A 19,973-nucleotide genomic window follows, 5' to 3' on the forward strand; every position below is an offset into this window, starting at 1 on the left:
CCGGAATAGCCGTGGGGAGCCGGAACTTATGCTGGTGGTACGACCACCAGGCGGATCGGCGGGCGGATGACGGGGGGAACGGTGGCCAGGGGGACCGGGGAGCGGACCGACGGGGCGAAGTCCCGTCGCCGAGTGGAGCTGCGCGACTTCCTGATGAGCAGGCGCGCCCGGGTGAGCCCGGCGGAGGCCGGACTCCCCGAGGGCGGACGGCGGCGCACGCCGGGGCTCAGACGCGAGGAGGTCGCCGTGCTCGCCGGAGTCGGCGCGTCCTGGTACCAGTGGCTGGAGCAGGGCCGCGACATCTCCGTGTCGCCGCAGGTCCTGGACTCCGTGGCGCGCGTCCTGAAGCTGTCCGGCACCGAGCGCCGCCATCTGTACGTGCTCGCGGGCCTCAATCCGCCCGCGCCGCGGGCCGAGCGGGACGCCGAGCACATGAGCGAGGGCCTGCGGCGGCTCATCGACACCTGGATGCCGAACCCGGCGCACATCATGGACCGCTACTACAACTGCGTCGTCTACAACGACGCGGCCGCCATGGTCCTCGGCATGCGCCCCGAGACCACGCAGAACTGCATCCTCGACTTCTTCACGGACCCCATGTACCGCTCGCGCAGCGTCAGCTGGGAGGAGAACGCGGCCACGCTCGTCGCGCAGTTCCGCGCCGCCTGCTCCGAGAACCCTGACGACGAGGGCTTCCAGGAGCTCCTCGCCCGGCTGCACGCCGTCGGCGAGGAGTTCACGGCGCTGTGGGAGCGGCAGGACATCCGGCCCGCCGGCCTCGTCCACAAGGAGATCGACCACCCCCTCGCGGGCCTCCTGCACGTGGAGTCGACCGCCCTGAAGGTGCCCGCGCGGCCCGACCTGACGATCGTCCTGCACACGCCGCTGCCGCTCGCGGACACGGCGGCGAAGCTGGAGTGGCTGGCCACGCCCCAGGGGCGGCGCGGGGCCATGTACCGGGTGGCCGGCTGAGCCGCCCGCCTCCTTATGCTCGTGCCATGACTGAGCGCACCGACCTCGGCCCCGAGGACCAGAAGATCGTCACCCTCGCGCGTTCGGCGCGGGCCCGCAACGGCGTGCCGGAAGGCGCGGCCGTACGGGACGAGACCGGGCGCACGTACGTCGCCGGGACGGTCGCTCTGGCGTCCCTGGAGCTGTCCGCGCTGCGTACGGCCGTGGCGATGGCCGTGGCGTCCGGGGCGGAGTCCCTGGAGGCGGCGGCCGTGGTCTCCGGCGCGGAGGCCCTCGCGGACGCCGATCTGGCCGCCGTCCGGGACCTGGGCGGCCCCGGCACCCCGGTGTTCCTGGCGGGACCGGACGGCACACCCCGCCTGACCACGCAGGCCTGACCCTCGAGGGGCGCCCCAGGCCCGCCCCTTCCCGCTCCGGGGGCTGCCGCCCCCGTACCCCCGCTCTTTCGGCGCTCCGCGCCTCGTCCTCAAACTCCCCCAAGCTCTTAAGGAGCAGGGGGTACCCCCTCGACGGGCTGAAAGTCTCCGGTGCGGGCCGCGTCCCGTCCGCGGACCGCGGACCAGTCCCGGCCCGCAGGCGAGATGCGGCGCGCAGCGGCACTATTCAGCCCGTCCGGCGTTTGAGGACGAGCGCGTCAGCGCGATGGAAAGGGCGGGCGGGTGGGAGGAGGCCGTGCCCGAGGCGACCCGGGTGGAAAAGATCAGGGAGAATGGGCGGCATGAGCGTGCGAACCCAGACACCCCAGCCGACCCAGCGGAGCGACCACCGTGCGGGTTTCGCCTGCTTCGTCGGCCGCCCGAACGCGGGCAAGTCGACCCTGACGAACGCTCTGGTCGGCAAGAAGGTGGCCATCACCTCGAACCGGCCGCAGACCACCCGGCACACCGTGCGCGGCATCGTGCACCGCCCCGACGCGCAGCTGATCCTCGTCGACACCCCCGGCCTGCACAAGCCGCGCACGCTCCTCGGCGAGCGGCTCAACGACGTGGTCCGCACCACCTGGGCCGAGGTCGACGTGATCGGCTTCTGCCTGCCCGCGGACCAGAAGATCGGGCCCGGCGACCGGTTCATCGCCAAGGAGCTGGCGTCGATCAAGAAGGCGCCGAAGGTCGCCATCGTCACCAAGACCGACCTGGTCGACAGCAAGGCGCTCGCCGAGCAGCTCATCGCGATCGACCAGCTCGCCAAGGAGCTCGGCTTCCAGTGGCAGGAGATCGTGCCGGTCTCCGCCGTCGGCGAGAAGCAGGTGGACCTGCTCGCCGACCTCCTGGTGCCGCTGCTGCCCGAGGGCCCCGCGCTCTACCCCGAGGGCGACCTCACGGACGAGCCCGAGCAGGTCATGGTGGCCGAGCTGATCCGCGAGGCGGCCCTGGAGGGCGTGCGGGACGAGCTGCCGCACTCCATCGCCGTGGTGGTCGAGGAGATGCTGCCCCGCGAGGGCCGCCCGGCCGACAAGCCCCTGCTGGACATCCACGCCAACGTGTTCATCGAGCGGTCCAGCCAGAAGGGCATCATCATCGGCCCCAAGGGCAAGCGCCTCAAGGACGTGGGCATCAAGTCCCGCAAGCAGATCGAGGCGCTGCTCGGCACGCCGGTCTTCCTCGACCTGCACGTGAAGGTGGCCAAGGACTGGCAGCGCGACCCCAAGCAGCTCCGCCGCCTGGGCTTCTAGCCCGCCCGGTCCTCCGACCCGGCGAGGGCCGACCTGAGCCAGTGGTAGGACGCCTTCGGGGTGCGCTGCTGCGTGGCGTAGTCGACGTGGACCAGGCCGAACCGCTGGCCGTAGCCCTCCGCCCACTCGAAGTTGTCCAGGAGCGACCAGACGAAGTAGCCCCGGACGTCGACCCCGGCCGTCATCGCCCGGTGCAGGGCCCGCAGGTGGCCGTCCAGGTACGCGATGCGGTCCTGGTCGTCCAGGCCCTCGTAGGAGCAGCCGTTCTCGGTGATGACCAGGGGCGGGAGCCGGTCGCCGTACCGCTCGCGCAGGGTCAGGAGCAGCTCGGTGAGGGCCTCGGGGACCACCGGCCAGCCGAAGCCGGTCAGGGGGCGCCCGGTGATCTCGCGGGGCGCGAAGGGCAGCTGGGGCGGCAGCGTCACGCCGGAGAACCGCGTGGCGTGCTCGGCGGGGGCGCCCACCTTCGTGGGCTGGTAGAAGTTCACGCCGTACCAGTCGAGCGGCTCGGCGATCACCTCCAGGTCCGCCGCGAGGTCCGGTACGTCGGCGGCGAGCAGCTCCATGACGACCTCGGGGTAGCGGCCCAGGAGCAGCGGGTCGGAGAAGAGCCGGTTGAGCAGGACGTCGTAGAAGTCGGCGGCCTCGCGGTCGTCGGGGCTCTCGGAGGCGGGCCAGGTCGGCCCGTGCGAGTTCGCGATGCCCACGTCCCGGGCGCCCGCCGCGCGCAGCGCCCGCACGGCGAGGCCGTGGCCGAGGAGCTGGTGGTGGGCCGCGGGCAGGGCGTCGAAGAGCAGCCGCTTGCCGGGGGCGTGCTGGCCGAGGGCGTGGCCGAGCAGGGTGTGCTCGGCGGGCTCGTTCAGGGTGATCCACTTGCGGACGCGGTCGCCGATGCGGGCCGCGACCACGGCCGCGTACTCCGCGAAGCGCTCGGCCGTCGCGCGGGCGAGCCAGCCGCCCGCCTCCTCCACGGCCAGCGGCGTGTCCCAGTGGAAGAGCGTCGGCACGGGCCGCACGCCCGCCGCGCACAGCTCGTCGACGAGCCGGTCGTAGAAGTCCAGGCCCCGCTCGCTGACGGCGCCCGTGCCGGTGGGCAGCACGCGTGGCCAGGACACCGAGAAGCGGTACGCGCCGACGCCCAGGTCGCGCACGAGCGCCACGTCCTCGCGGTAGCGGCGCACGTGGTCGCAGGCCACGGCGGCCGTGGTGCCGTCCTTCACGTTCCCCGGCAGGGCCGTGAAGGCGTCCCACACCGAGGGGCCGCGCTCGTCGGCGGCGCCCTCGATCTGGTGGGCCGAGGTGGCCACCCCCCACAGGAAGTCGCGCGGGAACGGGGGCAGCGGGGCGCGGGGGCCCGGGGGGATGGTCGCCATGCGCGGGATCATCCGCACCGGCCGGAACGGAAGTCAACGCCCGTGCGGGCAAAGGGCGCGCAGGCGGCCCTCAGCCGCCTACGCGCCCTCCTTCAGGACCCGGGTGATCAGCTGGCGCTGGTCCTCGGTCAGACGCGGGTCCGCGCAGTACACGGTGCGTCCGTCGACGGTGATCTGGTAGCTGAAGCCGTCGGGCACGCCGATCGGTGGCTCGCCCCGGCCGTCGGCCAGGGCCCGCTCGGCCAGGGCGTGCCACTCCTGGGCGTCCACGCGCGTGGTGGTGTCCACCTCCGCGTGCCGCTCGATGCCCCCGAAACCTCCGGTGCGCTTCACCTGGATAAGCATGGGTCCCTGTCTACTCCAGGCTCCGGTGCCCCGCCAGGCGGCCCCGGGCGGGCCCGACGGCTTCCGGCCGGATCAGGTGGCGGGCACCTTCACCTGTGCCCACGCGTCCAGGACGGCCTTGAGCTCCTCGCCGTCGCCGTACTTGGCGCGGGCCGCGGCGACCGTCAGTTTGGCGAAGTCCGCGAAGGACGCGTCCTGGGCCAGTTCGCCGCCGGTCAGGACGGCGTACCAGATCTGTCCCGCCCGCTCCCAGGCGTGCCCGCCGAGGGCCTGGGCGAGCAGGTAGAAGGCGTGGTTCGGGATGCCGGAGTTGATGTGCACGCCGCCGTTGTCGCGGCCGGTGCGGACGAAGCCGTCCATGGTGGCGGGCTGCGGGTCCTTGCCGAGGACGTCGTCGTCGTACGCGGTGCCCGGGGCCTTCATGGAGCGAAGGGCGGTGCCGGTGACGCGCTCGGCGAGCAGGCCCGCGCCGATCAGCCAGTCGGCCTCGGCGGCGGTCTGGCCGAGGGTGTACTGCTTGATCAGCGAGCCGAAGACGTCCGCCATGGACTCGTTGAGCGCGCCCGGCTGGCCGAAGTACGTGAGGTTCGCCGTGTACTGGACGACGCCGTGCGTCAGCTCGTGGCCGATCACGTCCACGGGGATGGTGAAGTCGAGGAAGATCTCCCTGTCCCCGTCGCCGAACACCATCTGCTCGCCGTTCCAGAAGGCGTTCCCGTAGTCCTCGCCGTAGTGGACGGTGGCGTTCAGGGGCAGGCCGCCGCCGTCGATCGAGTCGCGCTCGAAGTGCTTGAAGAAGACCTCGAAGGTCGCGCCGAGGCCGTCGTAGGCGCGGTTGACGGTCGCGTCCTTGCCGGGCTTGTCGCCCTCGCCGCGCACCTTGCGGCCGGGCAGCTCGGTGCGGTGTTTGGCGTCGTGGACGGTGCGGTGCGGCTTGCCCTCCTCCGCGCCCTTGGGCGCGGCGACGGACGGGGCGCCGATGACGGTGGTCAGGCGGCGCTGGGTGCGCTCGAAGGCGTCCCGCTGGAGGGTGCGGCGGGCCGGTCCGGCGAGGGCGGGGTCCTGGTTCTGGGCGAGGGTGTCCAGGACGAACGGCGGCACGATGGTGCAGAAAACGGGCTCGAACCTCTCCGGGTTCCCCGTTGGGTTGGCGTTCATGCGTGGCAATGTGGCACTGGGTCATGCCGCTGTCACTAGCTGCCACCATGATTGGTGAAATACCGGGATACGGGGCCTGGGCGGCGGCCTGGACTGCTATGGCTTCGCTGGAGGTGTGGTGCTCTTTCCTCTGCGGGTCGTGTGTGGCTGGTCGCGCCGTTCCCCGCGCCCCTGCGGGGCGCCCCCCTGTGCGGCCCCCCTTTAACGCCTTGCCCCCTCGCCCTCAGCCTTTGGACCGGCTGGAATAGCCGCGGAGCACCGATACAGGTCCCGCATAGTGATACGGGACGCCGTATCGGCGGAGGCTCGGTTAGGCTGCTGAGCGTCATGCGTTACGGGCTGCTTCTTCTTAGCTGCCGCGGCGAGGGCCTGTAGTCGAGGCCGACCCCCTCCCCGCGGAGTTCGGTGCTGCGCAAGACCGTCGGCCGTCCAGAAGGACTCACCGAGGAGCCCCGCACACCATGCCGAACTTCCAACGTCCCTCCGCCCTGCCGATCCACAAGTACGGCCAGTACGAGCAGGTGGACCTGCCCGACCGCACCTGGCCCGACCAGCGCATCACCGTGGCCCCCCGGTGGCTGTCCACGGACCTGCGCGACGGCAACCAGGCGCTGATCGACCCGATGTCCCCGGCCCGCAAGCGGGCGATGTTCGACCTGCTGGTCAAGATGGGCTACAAGGAGATCGAGGTCGGGTTCCCCTCCTCCGGGCAGACCGACTTCGACTTCGTACGGTCGATCGTCGAGGACGAGGACGCCATCCCCGACGACGTGACGATCTCGGTGCTCACCCAGGCCCGCGAGGAGCTGATCGAGCGCACCGTCCAGTCCCTGAAGGGCGCCAAGCGCGCCACGGTGCACCTGTACAACGCGACCGCGCCGGTGTGGCGCGAGGTCGTCTTCCGGGGCTCGCGCGACCAGGTCAAGCAGATCGCCGTCGACGGCACGCGCCTGGTCATGGAGTACGCGGAGAAGATCCTGGGCCCGGAGACGGTCTTCGGCTACCAGTACAGCCCGGAGATCTTCACCGACACCGAGCTGGACTTCGCCCTGGAGGTCTGCGAGGGCGTCATGGACGTCTGGCAGCCCGGCGCCGACCGCGAGATCATCCTGAACCTGCCCGCGACCGTGGAGCGCTCGACGCCCTCCACGCACGCGGACCGCTTCGAGTGGATGAGCCGCAACCTGTCCCGCCGACAGTACGTGTGCCTGTCCATCCACCCGCACAACGACCGCGGCACCGCCATCGCCGCCGCCGAGCTGGCCGTGATGGCCGGTGGCGACCGCGTCGAGGGCTGCCTGTTCGGCCAGGGCGAGCGCACCGGCAACGTGGACCTGGTCGCCCTGGGCATGAACCTGTTCAGCCAGGGCATCGACCCGCAGATCGACTTCTCGGACATCGACGAGATCCGCCGGGTGTACGAGTACTGCACGCAGATGGAGGTCCACCCCCGCCACCCGTACGCGGGCGACCTCGTCTACACCGCCTTCTCCGGCTCCCACCAGGACGCCATCAAGAAGGGCTTCGACGCCATGGAGGCCCGCGCGGCCGCCGCGGGCAAGACGGTCGACGACATCGAGTGGGCCGTGCCGTACCTGCCCATCGACCCCAAGGACGTCGGCCGCTCGTACGAGGCCGTGATCCGCGTGAACTCGCAGTCCGGCAAGGGCGGCATCGCCTACGTCCTGAAGAACGACCACAAGCTGGACCTGCCGCGCCGGATGCAGATCGAGTTCTCGAAGATCATCCAGGCGAAGACCGACGCCGAGGGCGGCGAGGTCTCGCCCGGCGCCATCTGGAGCGTCTTCCAGGACGAGTACCTGCCCAACGCGGAGAACCCCTGGGGCCGCATCCAGCTGCGCGCCAGCCAGACCACCATGGGCGAGGACGGCGCCGACACCCTGACCGTCGGGGCGATCGTGGACGGCGACTCCACAGTCCTCACCGGCACCGGCAACGGCCCGATCTCCGCGTTCTTCGCGGCCCTGCAGTCCATCGGCATCGACGCCCGGCTGCTGGACTACCAGGAGCACACGATGAGCGCCGAGGCCTCCGCGCAGGCGGCCTCGTACATCGAGTGCGTCGTCGGCGACAAGGTCCTGTGGGGCGTGGGCATCGACGCGAATACGACACGCGCCTCGCTGAAGGCGGTCGTCTCGGCCGTCAACCGCGCGGCCCGCTGAGGCTGTTCGACCCCCAGTTCGACCGGTGTTTTCGTGGCCCCGCCCGCCCCCTCGGCGGGCGGGGCCACGGCGCGCGGGGCACCTGGTCACGGACCGGCTACCGGCCATCTCCCGTCCGGGGTACTGACGCGGCATCATCGATGTGGCTAACATCACGCCAACGCGGCAGGGCGGCCGCGGAGTCGTGGAGGTGCGTGGTGCTGCCAGACCGGGAACGAGACGGCCGGAACGTCCCCGACTTCCGCGCCCCGGGCGCCCCGCCGGACCGCGGCCGACGCCACGGCCGCCTCGCGGGCCTGGCCCGGGTGCGCCGCCTGATCGGCACCCGCACCGCCTGGACCACCGTCTGCGACGGCGAGTTCTTCTGCCCCGGCTGCGGCGGCGACCGCAACTACCAGCGGCGCAGCGGACACCGCAGGTTCGTCCTGCTCGGCGTGCCGCTGCTCTCCCGCGGCCGGACCGGGCCCGTCGTCGAATGCGCCGCCTGCCAGGACCACTTCGGGCTCGACGCGCTCGACCACCCCACCACCATCCGGCTCGCCGCCATGCTCCGCGAGGCCGTGCACACCGTCGTCATCGCCGTGCTCACCACCGGCGGCGCGGCCTCCCGCAGCACGCTGGACGCGGCCGTCGCCACCCTGCGCGGCGCCGGGTTCGACGACTGCACCGAGGAGCGCGTCGTCGCCCTCGTCAACGCCCTGGCCGCCGACGCCGGCCGCCCCGGCGCCCCCGACTGCGCGCCCGGCCTCGCCATCGAGCTGCACGAGGCGCTCGGCCCCCTCGCCCCGCACCTGGCCCCCGCGGGCCGCGAGGCGCTGCTGCTCAAGGGCGCCCGCATCGCGCTCGCCGACGGGCCGTACACGCCCGCGGAGCGCGACGTGCTCGCCACGGCCGGCTGCGCGCTCACCATCGGCACGGACGACGTGGCCCGCCTGATGGCGGCCGCCCAGCGCACCCCGTCCTGACCGCGACCGCGCACCCGGTGCCGCGCGGGCACCCCCCGTACTCCCCGCGGATACTCCCCGGGGAGTAGTCCCCGGCCCGTGCCACCCGTGGGCGTAACGCCCACCTCGCCCCCGCGTCCGACGCGTCGGCCCTCTCGTGACGGAACTCTGGAAGCCGTCAGACACCGTCACGGGAGGGAGGCCCACCGATGGGGGCCGCGACAACCACCAAGCGCCGGCGAACACGTGCGGTGCCCTGGGTGCTGCTCGGCATCTGGGTCGCCGTCATGGCGCTCGCGGGGCCGTTCGCCGGGAAGCTCGGCGACGTCCAGCACGACCGGGCCGTGGACTATCTGCCGTCGAGCGCCGACTCCACCCAGGTCGCCAGGATCCAGGAGCGGCTGCCCGGCGGCGAGAGCACCGAGCTGGTGCTCGTCTACCACCGCGACGACGGCCTCGAGCCCGCCGACCGCGCGCTCGCGGACCGCCAGGTGGGGGAGATCGACCGGGAGCTCGACCTCGTCGCGACGCCCACGGGGGTGGCGTCGAAGGACGGGACGACCCTGATGTACCCGGTCGCGAGCACCGCACCCGGCACGGACGAGGAGAAGCGGGACGCCTTCGTCAACGACGTGCGGGACGTCGTCAAGGGCGGCGACGGCCTGAGCGTCGACGTCGGCGGGCCCGGCGCGCTCGCCACCGACGCCGGCGAGGTCTACCAGTCGCTCGACGGGCCGTTGCTCTACACGACCGTCGCCGTGGTCGCGGTCCTGCTCGTCCTCATCTACCGCAGCCCGTTCCTGTGGCTCGTGCCGCTCGTCGTCGCGGGCGTGGCCAACGTCCTCTCCATGGGCGTCGCCTACGGCCTCAACCAGGCCTTCGGCACCAGCGTCAGCGGCCAGAGCTCCGGCATCATGACGATCCTCGTCTTCGGCGCGGGCACCGACTACGCCCTGCTCATCGTCTCCCGCTACCGCGAGGAGCTGCGCCGCGTCCAGCGGCCGTACGACGCCATGGTCACCGCCCTGCGCGGCTGCGGCCCCGCCGTGCTCGCCTCCTCCGGCACCGTCGCCGTCGGCCTGCTCTGTCTGCTCGCCGCCGACCTCAACTCCAGCCGGGGCATGGGCCCGCTGGGCGCGGTGGGCGTGCTGTGCGCGCTCGTGGCGATGCTGACGCTGCTGCCCGCGCTGCTCGTGGTGCTCGGGCGGCGGGTGTTCTGGCCGCTGGTGCCCGTCTTCGGCAGCGAGCCGCGGAAGCGCCGCTCGCTGTTCGCCTCCATGGGCTCCTCCGCCGGGCGCAGGCCGCTGGTCGTCCTCGCCTCCGGGGCCGTGCTGCTCGGCGCGCTCGCCCTCGGCGCGTTCAACCTGCCCGGCAACCTCAAGCAGGAGGACACCTTCACCAGCAAGCCCGACTCCATCGCCGCCATGGAGACCCTCGCCGCCGCCTATCCGGAACGCGGCACCCAGCCCATCAACGTCATCGTGCCGACCGACGAGGCCGGTGAACTCCTCGGCCGGGCCCGGTCCGTGGCCGGAGTCGACAGCGTCACGCGCGGCCGCACCGCCGAGAAGTGGACCGAGCTGTCCGTGGTCGCGAAGGCCCCGCCGCAGACGGCCGCCGAGACCGCGACCATCGAGGCCCTGCGCGACGAGCTCGACCCGCGAGGGGCGTACGTCGGCGGGCCGAGCGCCGAACAGCTCGACCTGAAGGACACCAACGCCCGCGACCGCCTGGTCGTCGTGCCGATCGTCCTCGCCGCCGTGCTCCTCATCCTGGTCGCGCTGTTGCGCAGCCTCCTCGCGCCGCTCCTGCTGCTCCTCGCGGTCGTCGCGGTGTGGGGCGCCTCGCTCGGCATCGCGGGCCTCGTCCTCGAGCCGCTCTTCGGCTTCGAGGGCACCGACCCGGGGCTCGGTCTGCTCTCCTTCGTCTTCCTCGTCGCCCTCGGCGTCGACTACGGCATCTTCCTCATGCACCGCATGCGCGAGGAGTGCCTCGCGGGAGCGGAGACCGGCGCCGCCGCGCTCACCGCGCTGCGCACCACCGGCGGCGTGATCGCCTCCGCCGGTCTGGTGCTCGCCGCGACGTTCTCGGTGCTCGTCAACATGCCGCTCGTCCAACTCGTCGAGCTGGGCTTCGTCATCGCCGTCGGCGTGCTCCTCGACACCTTCCTGGTCCGTACGTACCTGGTGACGTCCGCGAGCCTCGCGCTCGGCCGGAAGGTGTGGTGGCCGGGGCCGCTGTCGCGGCGGCCCGCCGCCCCCGCCCCGCCGCGGCGGGGGGAGCCCGAACTGACCGCGGTCCGCTGACCCCGACGCACACACCCGCGGCGCCCCTCCCTGCCGGAGGGGCGCCGCCTTCCTGGATGATGGGGCCGCGCCATGGACACAGCCGCACTCGACCCGTGTCCGCGGGAAGGGGGACCCGACGACGTGCCGTACCCGCCGCCCGCCACCCGCCCCTGGTGGCCGTTCTCCGGAGCGGCGCCGGGCTCGCGCCGCGCCCTGCGCGAGGACGCGCTGTTCGCGGTGGTCCTCGCCGCCTGCGCCGCGCTGCTCGCCGTCGTGATCAAGGACGGCCGGTCGCCGGACGCCCTCGGCTGGGCCCTCCTGCTGTGCGGCCACGTCCCGATCGTCTGGCGCCGCCGCAGGCCGATGACGGTGCTCCTGGCCACCATGGCCTTCGTCGGCCCGTACCACGCCCTCGACTACGACCACGCCGCCGCGACCCACGTGGGCATGGTCGCCCTCTACACCGTCGCCGTCTCCGGGCGCCCCCGCCGCACCCTCCTGACCGGCGTGCACATCATCGCGCTCATCTTCGTCGTCAACACGGGCGTCGGCGGGGACCCGGTCACGGAGGTCGTGCGGATCACCGGCTGGATCGTCGCCGTGCTGCTCTTCGGTACGTACGTCCGCGTGCACCGGCAGTACGTCGCCTCGGTCGTCGAGCGCGCCGAGCGGGCCGAGCGCACCCGCGAGGAGGAGGCGCGGCGCCGCGTCGCCGAGGAGCGGCTGCGGGTCGCCCGCGATCTGCACGACCTGCTCGCGCACAGCATCACGCTGGTCGGCGTGCAGACGTCGGTGGCCGCGCACGTGCTCTCCGCCGACCCCGAGCGCCTGGACCGGGCGGCCGTCGCCGGTGCCCTCGACGACATCGCCGACACCTGCCGGGCCGCGCGCGGCGAACTCCGGGCGACCCTCGAAGTGCTGCGCTCCGGGCCCGAGTCGGGCGCGGCGGCCGACGAGTACCGCGGCCCGCTGCCCGGCATCGACGGCATCGGCGACCTCGCGGGCGCGGCCCGCACGGCCGGGGCGAAGGTCGAGCTCGCGATGGCGGAGGTGACCGCGGTGCCGCCCGTGGTCGGGGCCGCGGCCTACCGCATCGTGCAGGAGGCCCTGACCAACGCCGTGCGGCACGGCGGCCCCGGCCTCGCGGTGCGCGTGGCGATGGGGGAGCGCGACGGCGCCCTGTGCCTGTCCGTGACCGACGACGGCAGCGGGCCCGCCGCACCCCCCGCCGCGCGGTCCGCGCCCGGGTTCGGCATCATCGGCATGCGGGAGCGGGCCCGCAGCGTCGGCGGGACGCTGCAGGCCGGGCCGCGCGAGGGACGGGGGTTCGAAGTGGTGGCGGAACTGCCGCTGGGGGCGCGGGAGTCCGCGCGGGCCGAGGAGGTGGCGCGGTGAAGATCCGCGTGCTCCTCGCCGACGACCAGGCCCTGGTGCGGGCCGCGTTCGCGATGCTCGTGGAGTCGGCGCCCGACATGGACGTGGTGGCCCAGGCGGGCACCGGGCGCGAGGCGGTGGAGCTGGCCCGCGCCCGGCGCGCCGACCTCGTCGTCATGGACGTGCGCATGCCCGACCTCGACGGGATCGAGGCGACTCGCCTCATCGCCGCCGACGAGGACCTCGCCGGGGTGAAGGTCCTCATGCTCACCACGTACGACACCGACGAGCACGTCGTCGAGGCGCTGCGGGCCGGGGCGTCCGGCTTCCTCGTCAAGGACACCAGGCCGGCGGAGCTCCTGGACGCGATCCGCACGGTGGCGGCGGGCGACTCCCTGCTGTCCCCCGGCCCGACGGCCCGTCTCATCGCCCGCGTCCTGCGCCAGCCGGAGGCCCCCGGCGCCGCGGCCGACGCCCCCCGCTCCCTGGCCGCGCTCTCCGACCGCGAACGCCAGGTGCTCACCCTGGTCGCCCGGGGCCTGAACAACACGGAGGTGGCGGAGGCCCTGGGCCTCAGCCCCCTCACGGCCAAGACCCACGTCAGCCGCATCATGGGCAAGCTGACCGCCCGCGACCGCGCCCAGCTGGTCATCACCGCGTACGAGGCGGGCCTGGTCAGACCGGGCGGGTGAGGGCCGCTGCCCCGGGCCGCTACAACAGCCCCGCCGCCGCCAGGTGCTTGCCCACGCGCTCCACGTCCTCCGGGGAGAGCGGGATCTGGGGAACGGCCGTGGTGGGGTGGGCGATGACGCCGCGCAGATGGAGGGCGGCCTTGAAGGCGCCGAGGCTGGAGGAGCTGCGGCCCATCCGGGCGGGGGAGCCCGTCTCGGTCATGCGGAACAGGGCGCAGAGGCGTTCCTGCTCGGCGCGGGCGCCGTCGAGGTCTCCGGCGCGGGCCGCGCGGTAGAGGCGGACGTAGCCGTCGGGGTCGACGTTGCCGAGGCCGGGGACCACGCCGTGCGCGCCCATCGCGAGGGCCGAGTCGACCGTCAGCTCCGAGCCGGTGAGGACGCTGAAGGCGGGGGGCGCGCCGAGCAGGACGCGGCGCAGGCCGCCGTCGTCGCCGCTGGAGTCCTTGAGCCCGGCCAGGGTGCCCTCGACCGCCAGGTCGAGGACGAGGTCGGCGTCGAGCTTGGTGTGCACCGAGACGGGCAGGTCGTACGCGAAGACGGGCAGGCCGCCGCGCTCGGCGACGAGCCGGTAGTGGCGGGCGATCTCGGCGGGGTGGGTGCGGGTGTAGAAGGGCGCGGTCACGACGACGCCGTCGGCCCCGGCGGCGGCCGCGGCCCGCACGTGGTCGAGGACGCGCAGGGTCGTCATGTCGATGGCCCCCGCGAGGACGGGGAGCTGGCCGCCGACGTGGTGGACGACCGCGGACACGACGGTCCTGCGGTGGGCGTCGGGCAGGTACGCCGCCTCCGACGAGGAGCCGAGGACGAACAGCGCGTCCACGCCCGCGCCGACCAGGTGGTCGACGAGGCGCTCCAGCGAGGCGACGTCCACCTCGTTGTCCGGCGTCAGGGGGGTGCAGACGGGCGGGACGACACCGGTCAACAGGGTGGGGAGTGCGGTCATGGAGCCTCCTTGGACGTGGCCGTGGCGGCGGCCGTCGCGGTGGATGCCGGCTGTGACGCCTGTGCCGACTGGCTGACGAGGTCGCGCGTGGTCTCGCCCGCCGGTACGGGGTGGTGGCACCGGAAGCGGTGCGCGGACCCCTCCTCCGTAGTGTCCGGCATGGCCGCCGCGCAGGCGTCGTCCGCCTTCCAGCAGCGTGTCCGGAAGGGGCACCCGCTGGGCGGCCGGGTGGCCGAGGGGACGGGGCCGACGAGCGGGATGGGGTCGATGGGGTCCAGGAGGCCGGGCGTGGCGGAGAACAGGGCGCGGGTGTAGGGGTGCCGGGCCTGGTCGAGGATGTCGGCGGCGGGCGCCTCCTCGACGATCCGGCCCAGATACATGGTGATCACCCGGTCGCTCATCCTGCGGACCGTCTGGATGTCGTGCGAGACGAACACCAGGGCGAGGCCGAGACGTTCCTTCAGATCGAGGAGGAGGTTGAGGATCTGGGCGCGGACCGAGACGTCCAGGGCGCTGGTGGGCTCGTCGGCCACGACGAGTTCGGGCTCCAGGGCCAGCGCCCTGGCGATCGCGACGCGCTGGCGCTGGCCGCCCGAGAGCTGGCCGGGCAGCCCGTCCGCGAGCGCCGTGGGCAGGCCGACCAGGCTCATCAACTCCCGTACACGCTCGTCCCGTTGGGCCGGTCTCCCGCGCCGGTGGACGTCGAGCGGGTCGCGCAGGATCTGGCGGACGGGAAGCCGCCGGTTCAGGGCGGTCGAGGGGTCCTGGAAGATCATGGCGGTGTCGCTGCCGATGGTGGTGCGCCGCTCCGGGGGCTTCATCCGCCACAGGTCGCGGCCGCGGTACGCGACCGTGCCCGCGGTGGGGCGCTGGATGCCCACGAGCACCTTGGCGAGGGTGGACTTGCCGCACCCGGACTCGCCTACGACGCCGACGGTCTCGCCGGGGGCGATGGTCAGGTCGGCGCCGGTGAGCGCGTACACCTTGTCGCGGGAGAAGACGCCGCCGGTGCGGGCCCTGTGCACGACGTGGGCGTCGCGCAGCGCGATGAGCTCTTCAGCGGGCTCTTCAGCGGGCGTCATGGGCGATTCCCTCCCGTGATTCTGGCGGCTGCGGGTCGTTCGTGGCTGGTCGCGCCCGCGCGGCGGAGCCGCTGTCGACACCGTCCCGCGCCCCTTCGGGGCGCTCCGGTGCGGGGCGCTCCCGTGCCGAGGGTTCGTGGGGCGCGAGCGCCGGGTGGTGGCAGGCCGTCCGGTGCGCGGGCTCGCCGAGCAGTTCCGGCGTCGTCGTGCGGCACAGCTCGCTCGCGAGCGGGCAGCGGTCGGCGAAGCGGCACCCGGCGGGGAAGTCGGCGGGCGACGGCACGACGCCCTTGATCTGGGTGAGGCGCTGGGCGGCGGACTCCAGGGAGAGGACGGAGCCGAGCAGGCCGCGCGTGTAGTGGTGGGTGGGGTACTCCACGAGCTCCGCGGTGACCCCGGTCTCGACGATCTGGCCGCCGTACATCACCGCGACGCGGTCGGTGACGTCCGCGACGAGCGCCAGGTCGTGGGAGACCAGGACCAGCGCGAAGCCGAGCTCCGCGCGCAGCCGCAGGAGGAGCTGGATGACCTGTGCCTGCACGGTGACGTCCAGGGCGGTGGTGGGCTCGTCCGCGACGATCAGCTTCGGGTCGCGGGACAGGGCCATCGCGATGAGCACGCGCTGGCGCTGGCCGCCGGACAGCTCGTGCGGATAGCTGCGCAGGGTGCGGTCCGGGTCGAGGCCCACCAGGGAGAGCAGTTCGGCGGGGGAGCGGTGGCCGCCGCGCCGGACGACCTGCTTGAGCTGGGCGCGTACGGTCATCGCCGGGTTGAGGGACGACAGGGCGTCCTGGTAGATCATCGCCATGTCGTGGCCGAGCAGCCGGCGCCGGGCCCGCGGGGGCAGGCCGATGAGCTCCTGCCCGGCGAAGGTGACGTGGCCGCGGACGCGGGCGCCCTTGGGCTGGAGCCCCATGACGGTCAGGGCGGTCAGGGACTTGCCGCAGCCGGACTCGCCCACCAGGCCGAGGACTTCGCCGGGCCGGACCTGGAAGCTGATGCCGTCGACGATGTCGACCCCGCCGTGCCGGGCGTCGAAGCCGATGGCCAGGTCCCGTACGTCCAGGACGGGCGCGCCCTCGGGCAGCGGCCGGGCGCGGGCGCGCAGGCGGGCGGCGGCGTCGGCGAGGCCGGGCAGTTCGAGGACCTCGCCGCTGCCGGGCTCGGGCGCCTCGACCTCGTCCGCGGCGCGGTCCTGCTCGACCTCGCGGCCCGAGGGCGCGGCCCAGGCGTCGGACACGCCTTCGGACAGGACGTTCAGGGACAGGACGGTCAGGAGCATCAGGAGGCCGGGGAAGACGGTGGCCCACCAGCCGCCGGTGAGCACCATGTTCTTGCCGTCGGCGATGACGCTGCCCCAGGACGGGTCGGGGGGCCGCACGCCCGCGCCGATGAAGGACAGCGAGGCCTCGAAGACGATGGCCTCGGCGACCTGCACGGTGCAGAAGACGAGGACGGGCGCGGCGCAGTTGATGGCGACGTGCTTGATCAGGATGTGCGGGGTGCGGGCGCCGACGATGCGTTCGGCGGTGACGTAGTCCTCGCTGTACTGGTCGAGGACGTTGGCGCGCACGACACGGGCGATGGGCGGGGTGAACAGGAACGCGATCGCGCAGATCAGGACGGTGATGCCGCCGCCGAACACGGCGACGAGGACGGCGGCCAGCGCGATGCCGGGGAACGCCATGACGATGTCCAGGACCCGCATGAGGGACTCGTCCACGGCCTTGCGCGAGGTCGCGGCGACCGCGCCGACGACCGCGCCGACGGTGAGGGCAAGGAGGGTCGCGCCGAGCCCGATGGCGAGCGACCAGCGGGCGCCGTACATGAGCCGGCTGAGGATGTCCCGGCCGAGGCTGTCCTGGCCCATCCAGTGGTCGGCGGAGGGGTGCCCGGTGCCGTCCACCAGGGACTGCTGTTCGAGCGGGTCGTGCGGGGCGAGCAGCGGCGCGAACAGGGCGACGAGGACGACGACGGCGAGCACGCCGACCGCGATCCGCGACAGGACGGGCAGCTTGCGCAGCGACCGCAGCCGCAGGCCCGGCCGGGCGAGCCTGTCGGTCAGCGCCTTGCGCGAGGCGAACGGCATCAGGAGGTTCCCCTCAGGCGCGGGTTGACCAGGAGGTAGAGGATGTCGATGACGAGGTTCACCACGACGAAGCCGACGGCGGTGGTGATGACGACGCCCTGCACGACGGCGGGGTCGCCGTTCTTCACCGCGTCGATCATCAGCTTGCCCATGCCGGGCAGGGAGAAGATCGTCTCGATGACGACGGCGCCGCCGAGCAGATAGCCGACGCGCAGGCCGAGCACGGTGAGCGGGTTGATGAGGGCGTTGCGCAGGACGTTGCGGCCGACGACCACGACGGGCGGCAGGCCGCTGCCCACGGCGGTGCGGACGTAGTCCTTGTCGAGCTCCTCGACGACGGCGGTGCGGATGATGCGGGTCATCTGCGCGGCCACCGGCAGGGACAGGGCGAGCGCGGGCAGCGTCATCGTCCTGAGCCAGCCGGTGAAGGAGTCGTTGGGGTTGATGTAGCCGCCGGTCGGGAACCAGCCCAGGTCCACGGCCAGGTACTGGATCATGAGCAGGGCCAGCCAGAAGCCGGGCGCGGCGACTCCGGTCAGGGAGACGACGCGGACGATCTGGTCGGGCAGCCGGTCGCGGTAGATCGCGGCGGTCACGCCGAGCAGCAGCGAGACGACGACGGCGATGCCGAGCCCGAGGAAGGTGAGCTGCATCGTCAGGGGCAGCGCCGTGGTGACCTGGTCGACGACCGCGGAGCGGGTCAGGACGCTGATGCCCATGTCGCCGTGGAGCAGGTCGCCGACGAAGTCGGCATAGCGCACGGGCAGCGGGTCGAGCAGGCCGTTCTCCTCGCGGAACCGGTGCAGTTGCTCGGGGGTGGGGTTGGCGCCCTGGAAGAACGCGGAGGCCGGGTCGACGTCCGAGAAGCGCATGACGAGGAAGACGAACAGGACGATGCCGAGCAGCAGCGGGACGAGCAGGGCGAGGCGGCGGAGCAGGATGCGCAGGATCGCGGTCACGTGGGACGGCTCCTCATTCCGGAGGGGTGCGGCTCCTCGGGGCGCGGGGCGCGCCCGTCAGACCCACCGGGCCTGGAGGAGGTTGACGCCGGGGTAGGGCTGGGGCCTTATGCCGCTGAGCCGCTTGGGGTTCCACGCCGTCATCAGCTCGTTGTGGACGACGGGGTAGAGCACGGCCTCCTCGGCGACGAGGTCGATGTAGTCCTGGACCATCGACTTCTTGCGGGTGGCGTCGGACTCGCGGGTCGCCTTGTCCATGAGCCGGAACAGCTCCTTGGCGCGGGCGTTGCCCGCCCAGCGGGCGTAGCCCATCCAGATGTTCTCGGGGCCGTAGTTGTAGTGCATGATCAGGTCGGCCTCGATGCCGAACTGGTTGGGGTTCGAGGCGGCCGCGACGACCTGGAAGTCCTTCTTCTGGTCCAGCTTGGTGAAGACGGCCGTGGTCTCCTGCGGGTCCAGGGTGGTCTTGACGCCGATCGCGTCCCAGGAGGCCTTGATGGTGGGCAGGCAGTCGCTGATCCAGCTGACGTTGACGGCCATCAGGTTGACCTTCAGGCCCGAGACCCCGGCCTCCTTCAGGAGGGCCTTGGCCTTCTTGGGGTCGTAGCCGTACACGGTCTTGGCCGGGCGGTAGCTGGGGTTGCCCTCGTTCAGGAAGGACGTGGCCGCCTTGCCGTGGCCCTTCAGGGCGACGTCGATCATCTTCGCGCGGTCGATGGCGTAGTGCAGGGCCTGGCGCACCCGCACGTCGTCGAAGGGCTTGTGGGCGGTGTTGAACATCAGGAAGAGGTTGTTCATCCCGGCGCCGCCCTCGACGGTCATGCCGCCGCTCTTGAGCTGCTCGATGTTGGCGTACGGGATGTTGTCGGAGATCTGCGCGTCCGCGCTGCCGCCGGAGATCTTGGCGACGCGCGGGGCGGCCTCCACGATCGTCAGCCAGTTCATCTTCTTGAAGGCGGCCTTGCGGGGCCCGTTGTAGTCGTCGTACGCCTCGAAGGTCGTGTTGGACTTCGGGTGGTGCGAGGCCTGCCGGTACGGGCCCGAGCCGATCGCCTTGCCCTTGGTGGCCTCGTCCCAGGCGCCCGGCGCGGAGTACACGTGCTTCGGCATGATCTTGGCGAGGGTGAGCCGCGCCGCGCCGTCGGGGAAGGGGAACTTGAGTACGAGCTCGACGTTGCGCGCGTCGACCTTGCGGACCTCCTTGAGCCAGGCCGCGAAGAAGCCCTTGGCCAGGGTCTGGGTGCCGGGGTCCAGGATGCGGTCGAAGACGAACACCACGTCGTCGGCGGTGACCGGCTTCCCGTCGTGCCACGTGGCCCCGGCCCGCAGCTCGAACTTCCAGGTCGTGGCCTTCAGGTCGCTCGGCACGGCGGTGGCGAGCTGCGGGTACGGCTCGCGGCTGATCGGGTCGGTGCCGAGGAGCGCCTCGTAGATGTGTTCGTTGCCCGCCATGGCGAACGCGGACGCCGTCTGCGTGGGGTCCCAACTGCCGTCGTTGCCGTAGCCGATGACGGCGGTGAGGGTCCCGCCCCCGCTGCCCCCGGTGTCGTTGGTGGACTCGGGCCCGCCGCAGGCCACGAGGCCGCCGCCGAGGCCCGCGGCCGCACCCAGGGCGCCGGTGTACCGCAGGAAGGACCGCCGACCGGGGCCGTCGCCGTCACGTGTCACGGGGATGGGGTCGCTCACGAGTGCCTCCCTGAAGGAGTGGGGAGAGGGTGCTCCCCACGTACCGGTGCGGATCGGGTGGGGGGACGGTGGGGAGATGCGCGGTGCGGACGCGGGCCCGGGCGGGCCCCGCGGGAGTACGCTGCGGCTCAAAGGTCCGACGTCCTACGTCGTGCTGGCGCAGCGACCATAGGAGCGGGCCAGGGCCTGGTCAAGGTGTCGGACGGGGGTGTT

16 protein-coding genes are annotated in these 19,973 nt (G+C 72.9%); 8 read left to right on the forward strand and 8 right to left on the reverse strand.

The window, feature by feature from the left end:
• The first annotated feature begins 153 nt into the window (after positions 1–153).
• From AC5WAM_RS27525 to era, 3 genes are all read left to right on the forward strand, one after another.
• Positions 154–972: a helix-turn-helix transcriptional regulator gene (locus AC5WAM_RS27525; protein ID WP_495523660.1), complete on the forward strand. Its 819-nt coding sequence runs from the start codon at positions 154–156 to the stop codon at positions 970–972.
• 26 nt (positions 973–998) lie between these two features.
• The gene (locus tag AC5WAM_RS27530; protein ID WP_366790541.1) at positions 999–1,349 is read left to right on the forward strand and encodes a cytidine deaminase-like protein; all 351 of its coding nucleotides are present in this window, start codon (positions 999–1,001) and stop codon (positions 1,347–1,349) included.
• A gap of 332 nt (positions 1,350–1,681) precedes the next feature.
• Positions 1,682–2,644 (forward strand): GTPase Era, encoded by a 963-nt coding sequence (gene era / locus AC5WAM_RS27535; protein ID WP_366793482.1) that lies wholly within the window; start codon positions 1,682–1,684, stop codon positions 2,642–2,644.
• Here era and AC5WAM_RS27540 read toward each other — a convergent pair.
• The 3 genes from AC5WAM_RS27540 to AC5WAM_RS27550 all read right to left on the reverse strand — a co-directional run bounded on the left by AC5WAM_RS27540 (position 2,641) and on the right by AC5WAM_RS27550 (position 5,520).
• Positions 2,641–4,017 carry a GH1 family beta-glucosidase gene (locus tag AC5WAM_RS27540; protein ID WP_495519146.1) on the reverse strand — a complete coding sequence of 459 codons (1,377 nt, stop codon included), beginning with the start codon at positions 4,015–4,017 and terminating at the stop codon, positions 2,641–2,643. The two genes, era and AC5WAM_RS27540, sit on opposite strands and share 4 nt — an antisense overlap.
• 78 nt (positions 4,018–4,095) lie before the next feature.
• Positions 4,096–4,362 carry a protealysin inhibitor emfourin gene (locus AC5WAM_RS27545; protein ID WP_366793484.1) on the reverse strand — a complete coding sequence of 89 codons (267 nt, stop codon included), beginning with the start codon at positions 4,360–4,362 and terminating at the stop codon, positions 4,096–4,098.
• A 72-nt stretch (positions 4,363–4,434) separates the two neighbouring features.
• A complete protein-coding gene (locus AC5WAM_RS27550) occupies positions 4,435–5,520 on the reverse strand; it encodes a M4 family metallopeptidase (protein WP_495519147.1) in 1,086 nt (361 codons plus the stop codon).
• Positions 5,521–5,981: 461 nt separating this feature from the next.
• Here AC5WAM_RS27550 and leuA point away from each other — a divergent pair, with 461 nt between their 5' ends.
• The 5 genes from leuA (at position 5,982) to AC5WAM_RS27575 (ending at position 13,001) form a co-directional block, all read left to right on the forward strand.
• Positions 5,982–7,703 carry a 2-isopropylmalate synthase gene (leuA, locus tag AC5WAM_RS27555; protein ID WP_366793486.1) on the forward strand — a complete coding sequence of 574 codons (1,722 nt, stop codon included), beginning with the start codon at positions 5,982–5,984 and terminating at the stop codon, positions 7,701–7,703.
• Positions 7,704–7,999: 296 nt separating this feature from the next.
• Positions 8,000–8,668 carry a TerB family tellurite resistance protein gene (locus AC5WAM_RS27560; RefSeq protein ID WP_495523661.1) on the forward strand — a complete coding sequence of 223 codons (669 nt, stop codon included), beginning with the start codon at positions 8,000–8,002 and terminating at the stop codon, positions 8,666–8,668.
• A gap of 188 nt (positions 8,669–8,856) precedes the next feature.
• The gene (locus tag AC5WAM_RS27565) at positions 8,857–10,953 is read left to right on the forward strand and encodes an MMPL family transporter (protein WP_495519148.1); all 2,097 of its coding nucleotides are present in this window, start codon (positions 8,857–8,859) and stop codon (positions 10,951–10,953) included.
• A 72-nt stretch (positions 10,954–11,025) separates the two neighbouring features.
• Positions 11,026–12,330, forward strand: a complete 1,305-nt coding sequence (locus AC5WAM_RS27570; protein WP_495519149.1) for a sensor histidine kinase — start codon at positions 11,026–11,028, stop codon at positions 12,328–12,330.
• Positions 12,327–13,001 (forward strand): response regulator, encoded by a 675-nt coding sequence (locus tag AC5WAM_RS27575; protein WP_366793489.1) that lies wholly within the window; start codon positions 12,327–12,329, stop codon positions 12,999–13,001. The genes AC5WAM_RS27570 and AC5WAM_RS27575 overlap by 4 nt, the downstream gene beginning before the upstream one ends.
• A gap of 19 nt (positions 13,002–13,020) precedes the next feature.
• Here AC5WAM_RS27575 and AC5WAM_RS27580 read toward each other — a convergent pair whose 3' ends face one another.
• From AC5WAM_RS27580 to AC5WAM_RS27600, 5 genes are read right to left on the reverse strand one after another with little or no spacing between them, the layout of a single operon-like run.
• Positions 13,021–13,944, reverse strand: coding sequence for a dihydrodipicolinate synthase family protein (locus AC5WAM_RS27580; RefSeq protein WP_495519150.1), 924 nt, complete (start codon positions 13,942–13,944; stop codon positions 13,021–13,023).
• Complete coding sequence (locus AC5WAM_RS27585) at positions 13,941–15,026, reverse strand: oligopeptide/dipeptide ABC transporter ATP-binding protein (RefSeq protein ID WP_495519151.1); 1,086 nt, start codon at positions 15,024–15,026, stop codon at positions 13,941–13,943. The genes AC5WAM_RS27580 and AC5WAM_RS27585 overlap by 4 nt, the downstream gene beginning before the upstream one ends.
• Entirely contained in the window at positions 15,013–17,115 is a 2,103-nt protein-coding gene (locus AC5WAM_RS27590) for a dipeptide/oligopeptide/nickel ABC transporter permease/ATP-binding protein (RefSeq protein ID WP_495519152.1), read from the reverse strand. The genes AC5WAM_RS27585 and AC5WAM_RS27590 overlap by 14 nt, the downstream gene beginning before the upstream one ends.
• Entirely contained in the window at positions 17,115–18,074 is a 960-nt protein-coding gene (locus AC5WAM_RS27595) for an ABC transporter permease (protein ID WP_366793494.1), read from the reverse strand. The genes AC5WAM_RS27590 and AC5WAM_RS27595 overlap by 1 nt, the downstream gene beginning before the upstream one ends.
• 57 nt (positions 18,075–18,131) lie before the next feature.
• Entirely contained in the window at positions 18,132–19,760 is a 1,629-nt protein-coding gene (locus AC5WAM_RS27600) for an ABC transporter substrate-binding protein (RefSeq protein WP_366793495.1), read from the reverse strand.
• Positions 19,761–19,973: the final 213 nt, after the last annotated feature.

The organism is Streptomyces sp. JLYT201 (assembly GCF_059448825.1).

Excerpts from the sequence above, each read along its gene's own strand:
- AC5WAM_RS27525 (WP_495523660.1), top strand. The coding sequence starts at position 154 with ATGAGCAGGCGCGCCCGGGTGAGCCCGGCGGAGGCCGGACTCCCCGAG.
- AC5WAM_RS27530 (WP_366790541.1), top strand. The coding sequence starts at position 999 with ATGACTGAGCGCACCGACCTCGGCCCCGAGGACCAGAAGATCGTCACC.
- era (WP_366793482.1), top strand. The coding sequence starts at position 1,682 with ATGGGCGGCATGAGCGTGCGAACCCAGACACCCCAGCCGACCCAGCGG.
- AC5WAM_RS27540 (WP_495519146.1), bottom strand. The coding sequence starts at position 4,017 with ATGGCGACCATCCCCCCGGGCCCCCGCGCCCCGCTGCCCCCGTTCCCG.
- AC5WAM_RS27545 (WP_366793484.1), bottom strand. The coding sequence starts at position 4,362 with ATGCTTATCCAGGTGAAGCGCACCGGAGGTTTCGGGGGCATCGAGCGG.
- AC5WAM_RS27550 (WP_495519147.1), bottom strand. The coding sequence starts at position 5,520 with ATGAACGCCAACCCAACGGGGAACCCGGAGAGGTTCGAGCCCGTTTTC.
- leuA (WP_366793486.1), top strand. The coding sequence starts at position 5,982 with ATGCCGAACTTCCAACGTCCCTCCGCCCTGCCGATCCACAAGTACGGC.
- AC5WAM_RS27565 (WP_495519148.1), top strand. The coding sequence starts at position 8,857 with ATGGGGGCCGCGACAACCACCAAGCGCCGGCGAACACGTGCGGTGCCC.
- AC5WAM_RS27570 (WP_495519149.1), top strand. The coding sequence starts at position 11,026 with ATGGACACAGCCGCACTCGACCCGTGTCCGCGGGAAGGGGGACCCGAC.
- AC5WAM_RS27580 (WP_495519150.1), bottom strand. The coding sequence starts at position 13,944 with ATGACCGCACTCCCCACCCTGTTGACCGGTGTCGTCCCGCCCGTCTGC.
- AC5WAM_RS27585 (WP_495519151.1), bottom strand. The coding sequence starts at position 15,026 with ATGACGCCCGCTGAAGAGCCCGCTGAAGAGCTCATCGCGCTGCGCGAC.
- AC5WAM_RS27590 (WP_495519152.1), bottom strand. The coding sequence starts at position 17,115 with ATGCCGTTCGCCTCGCGCAAGGCGCTGACCGACAGGCTCGCCCGGCCG.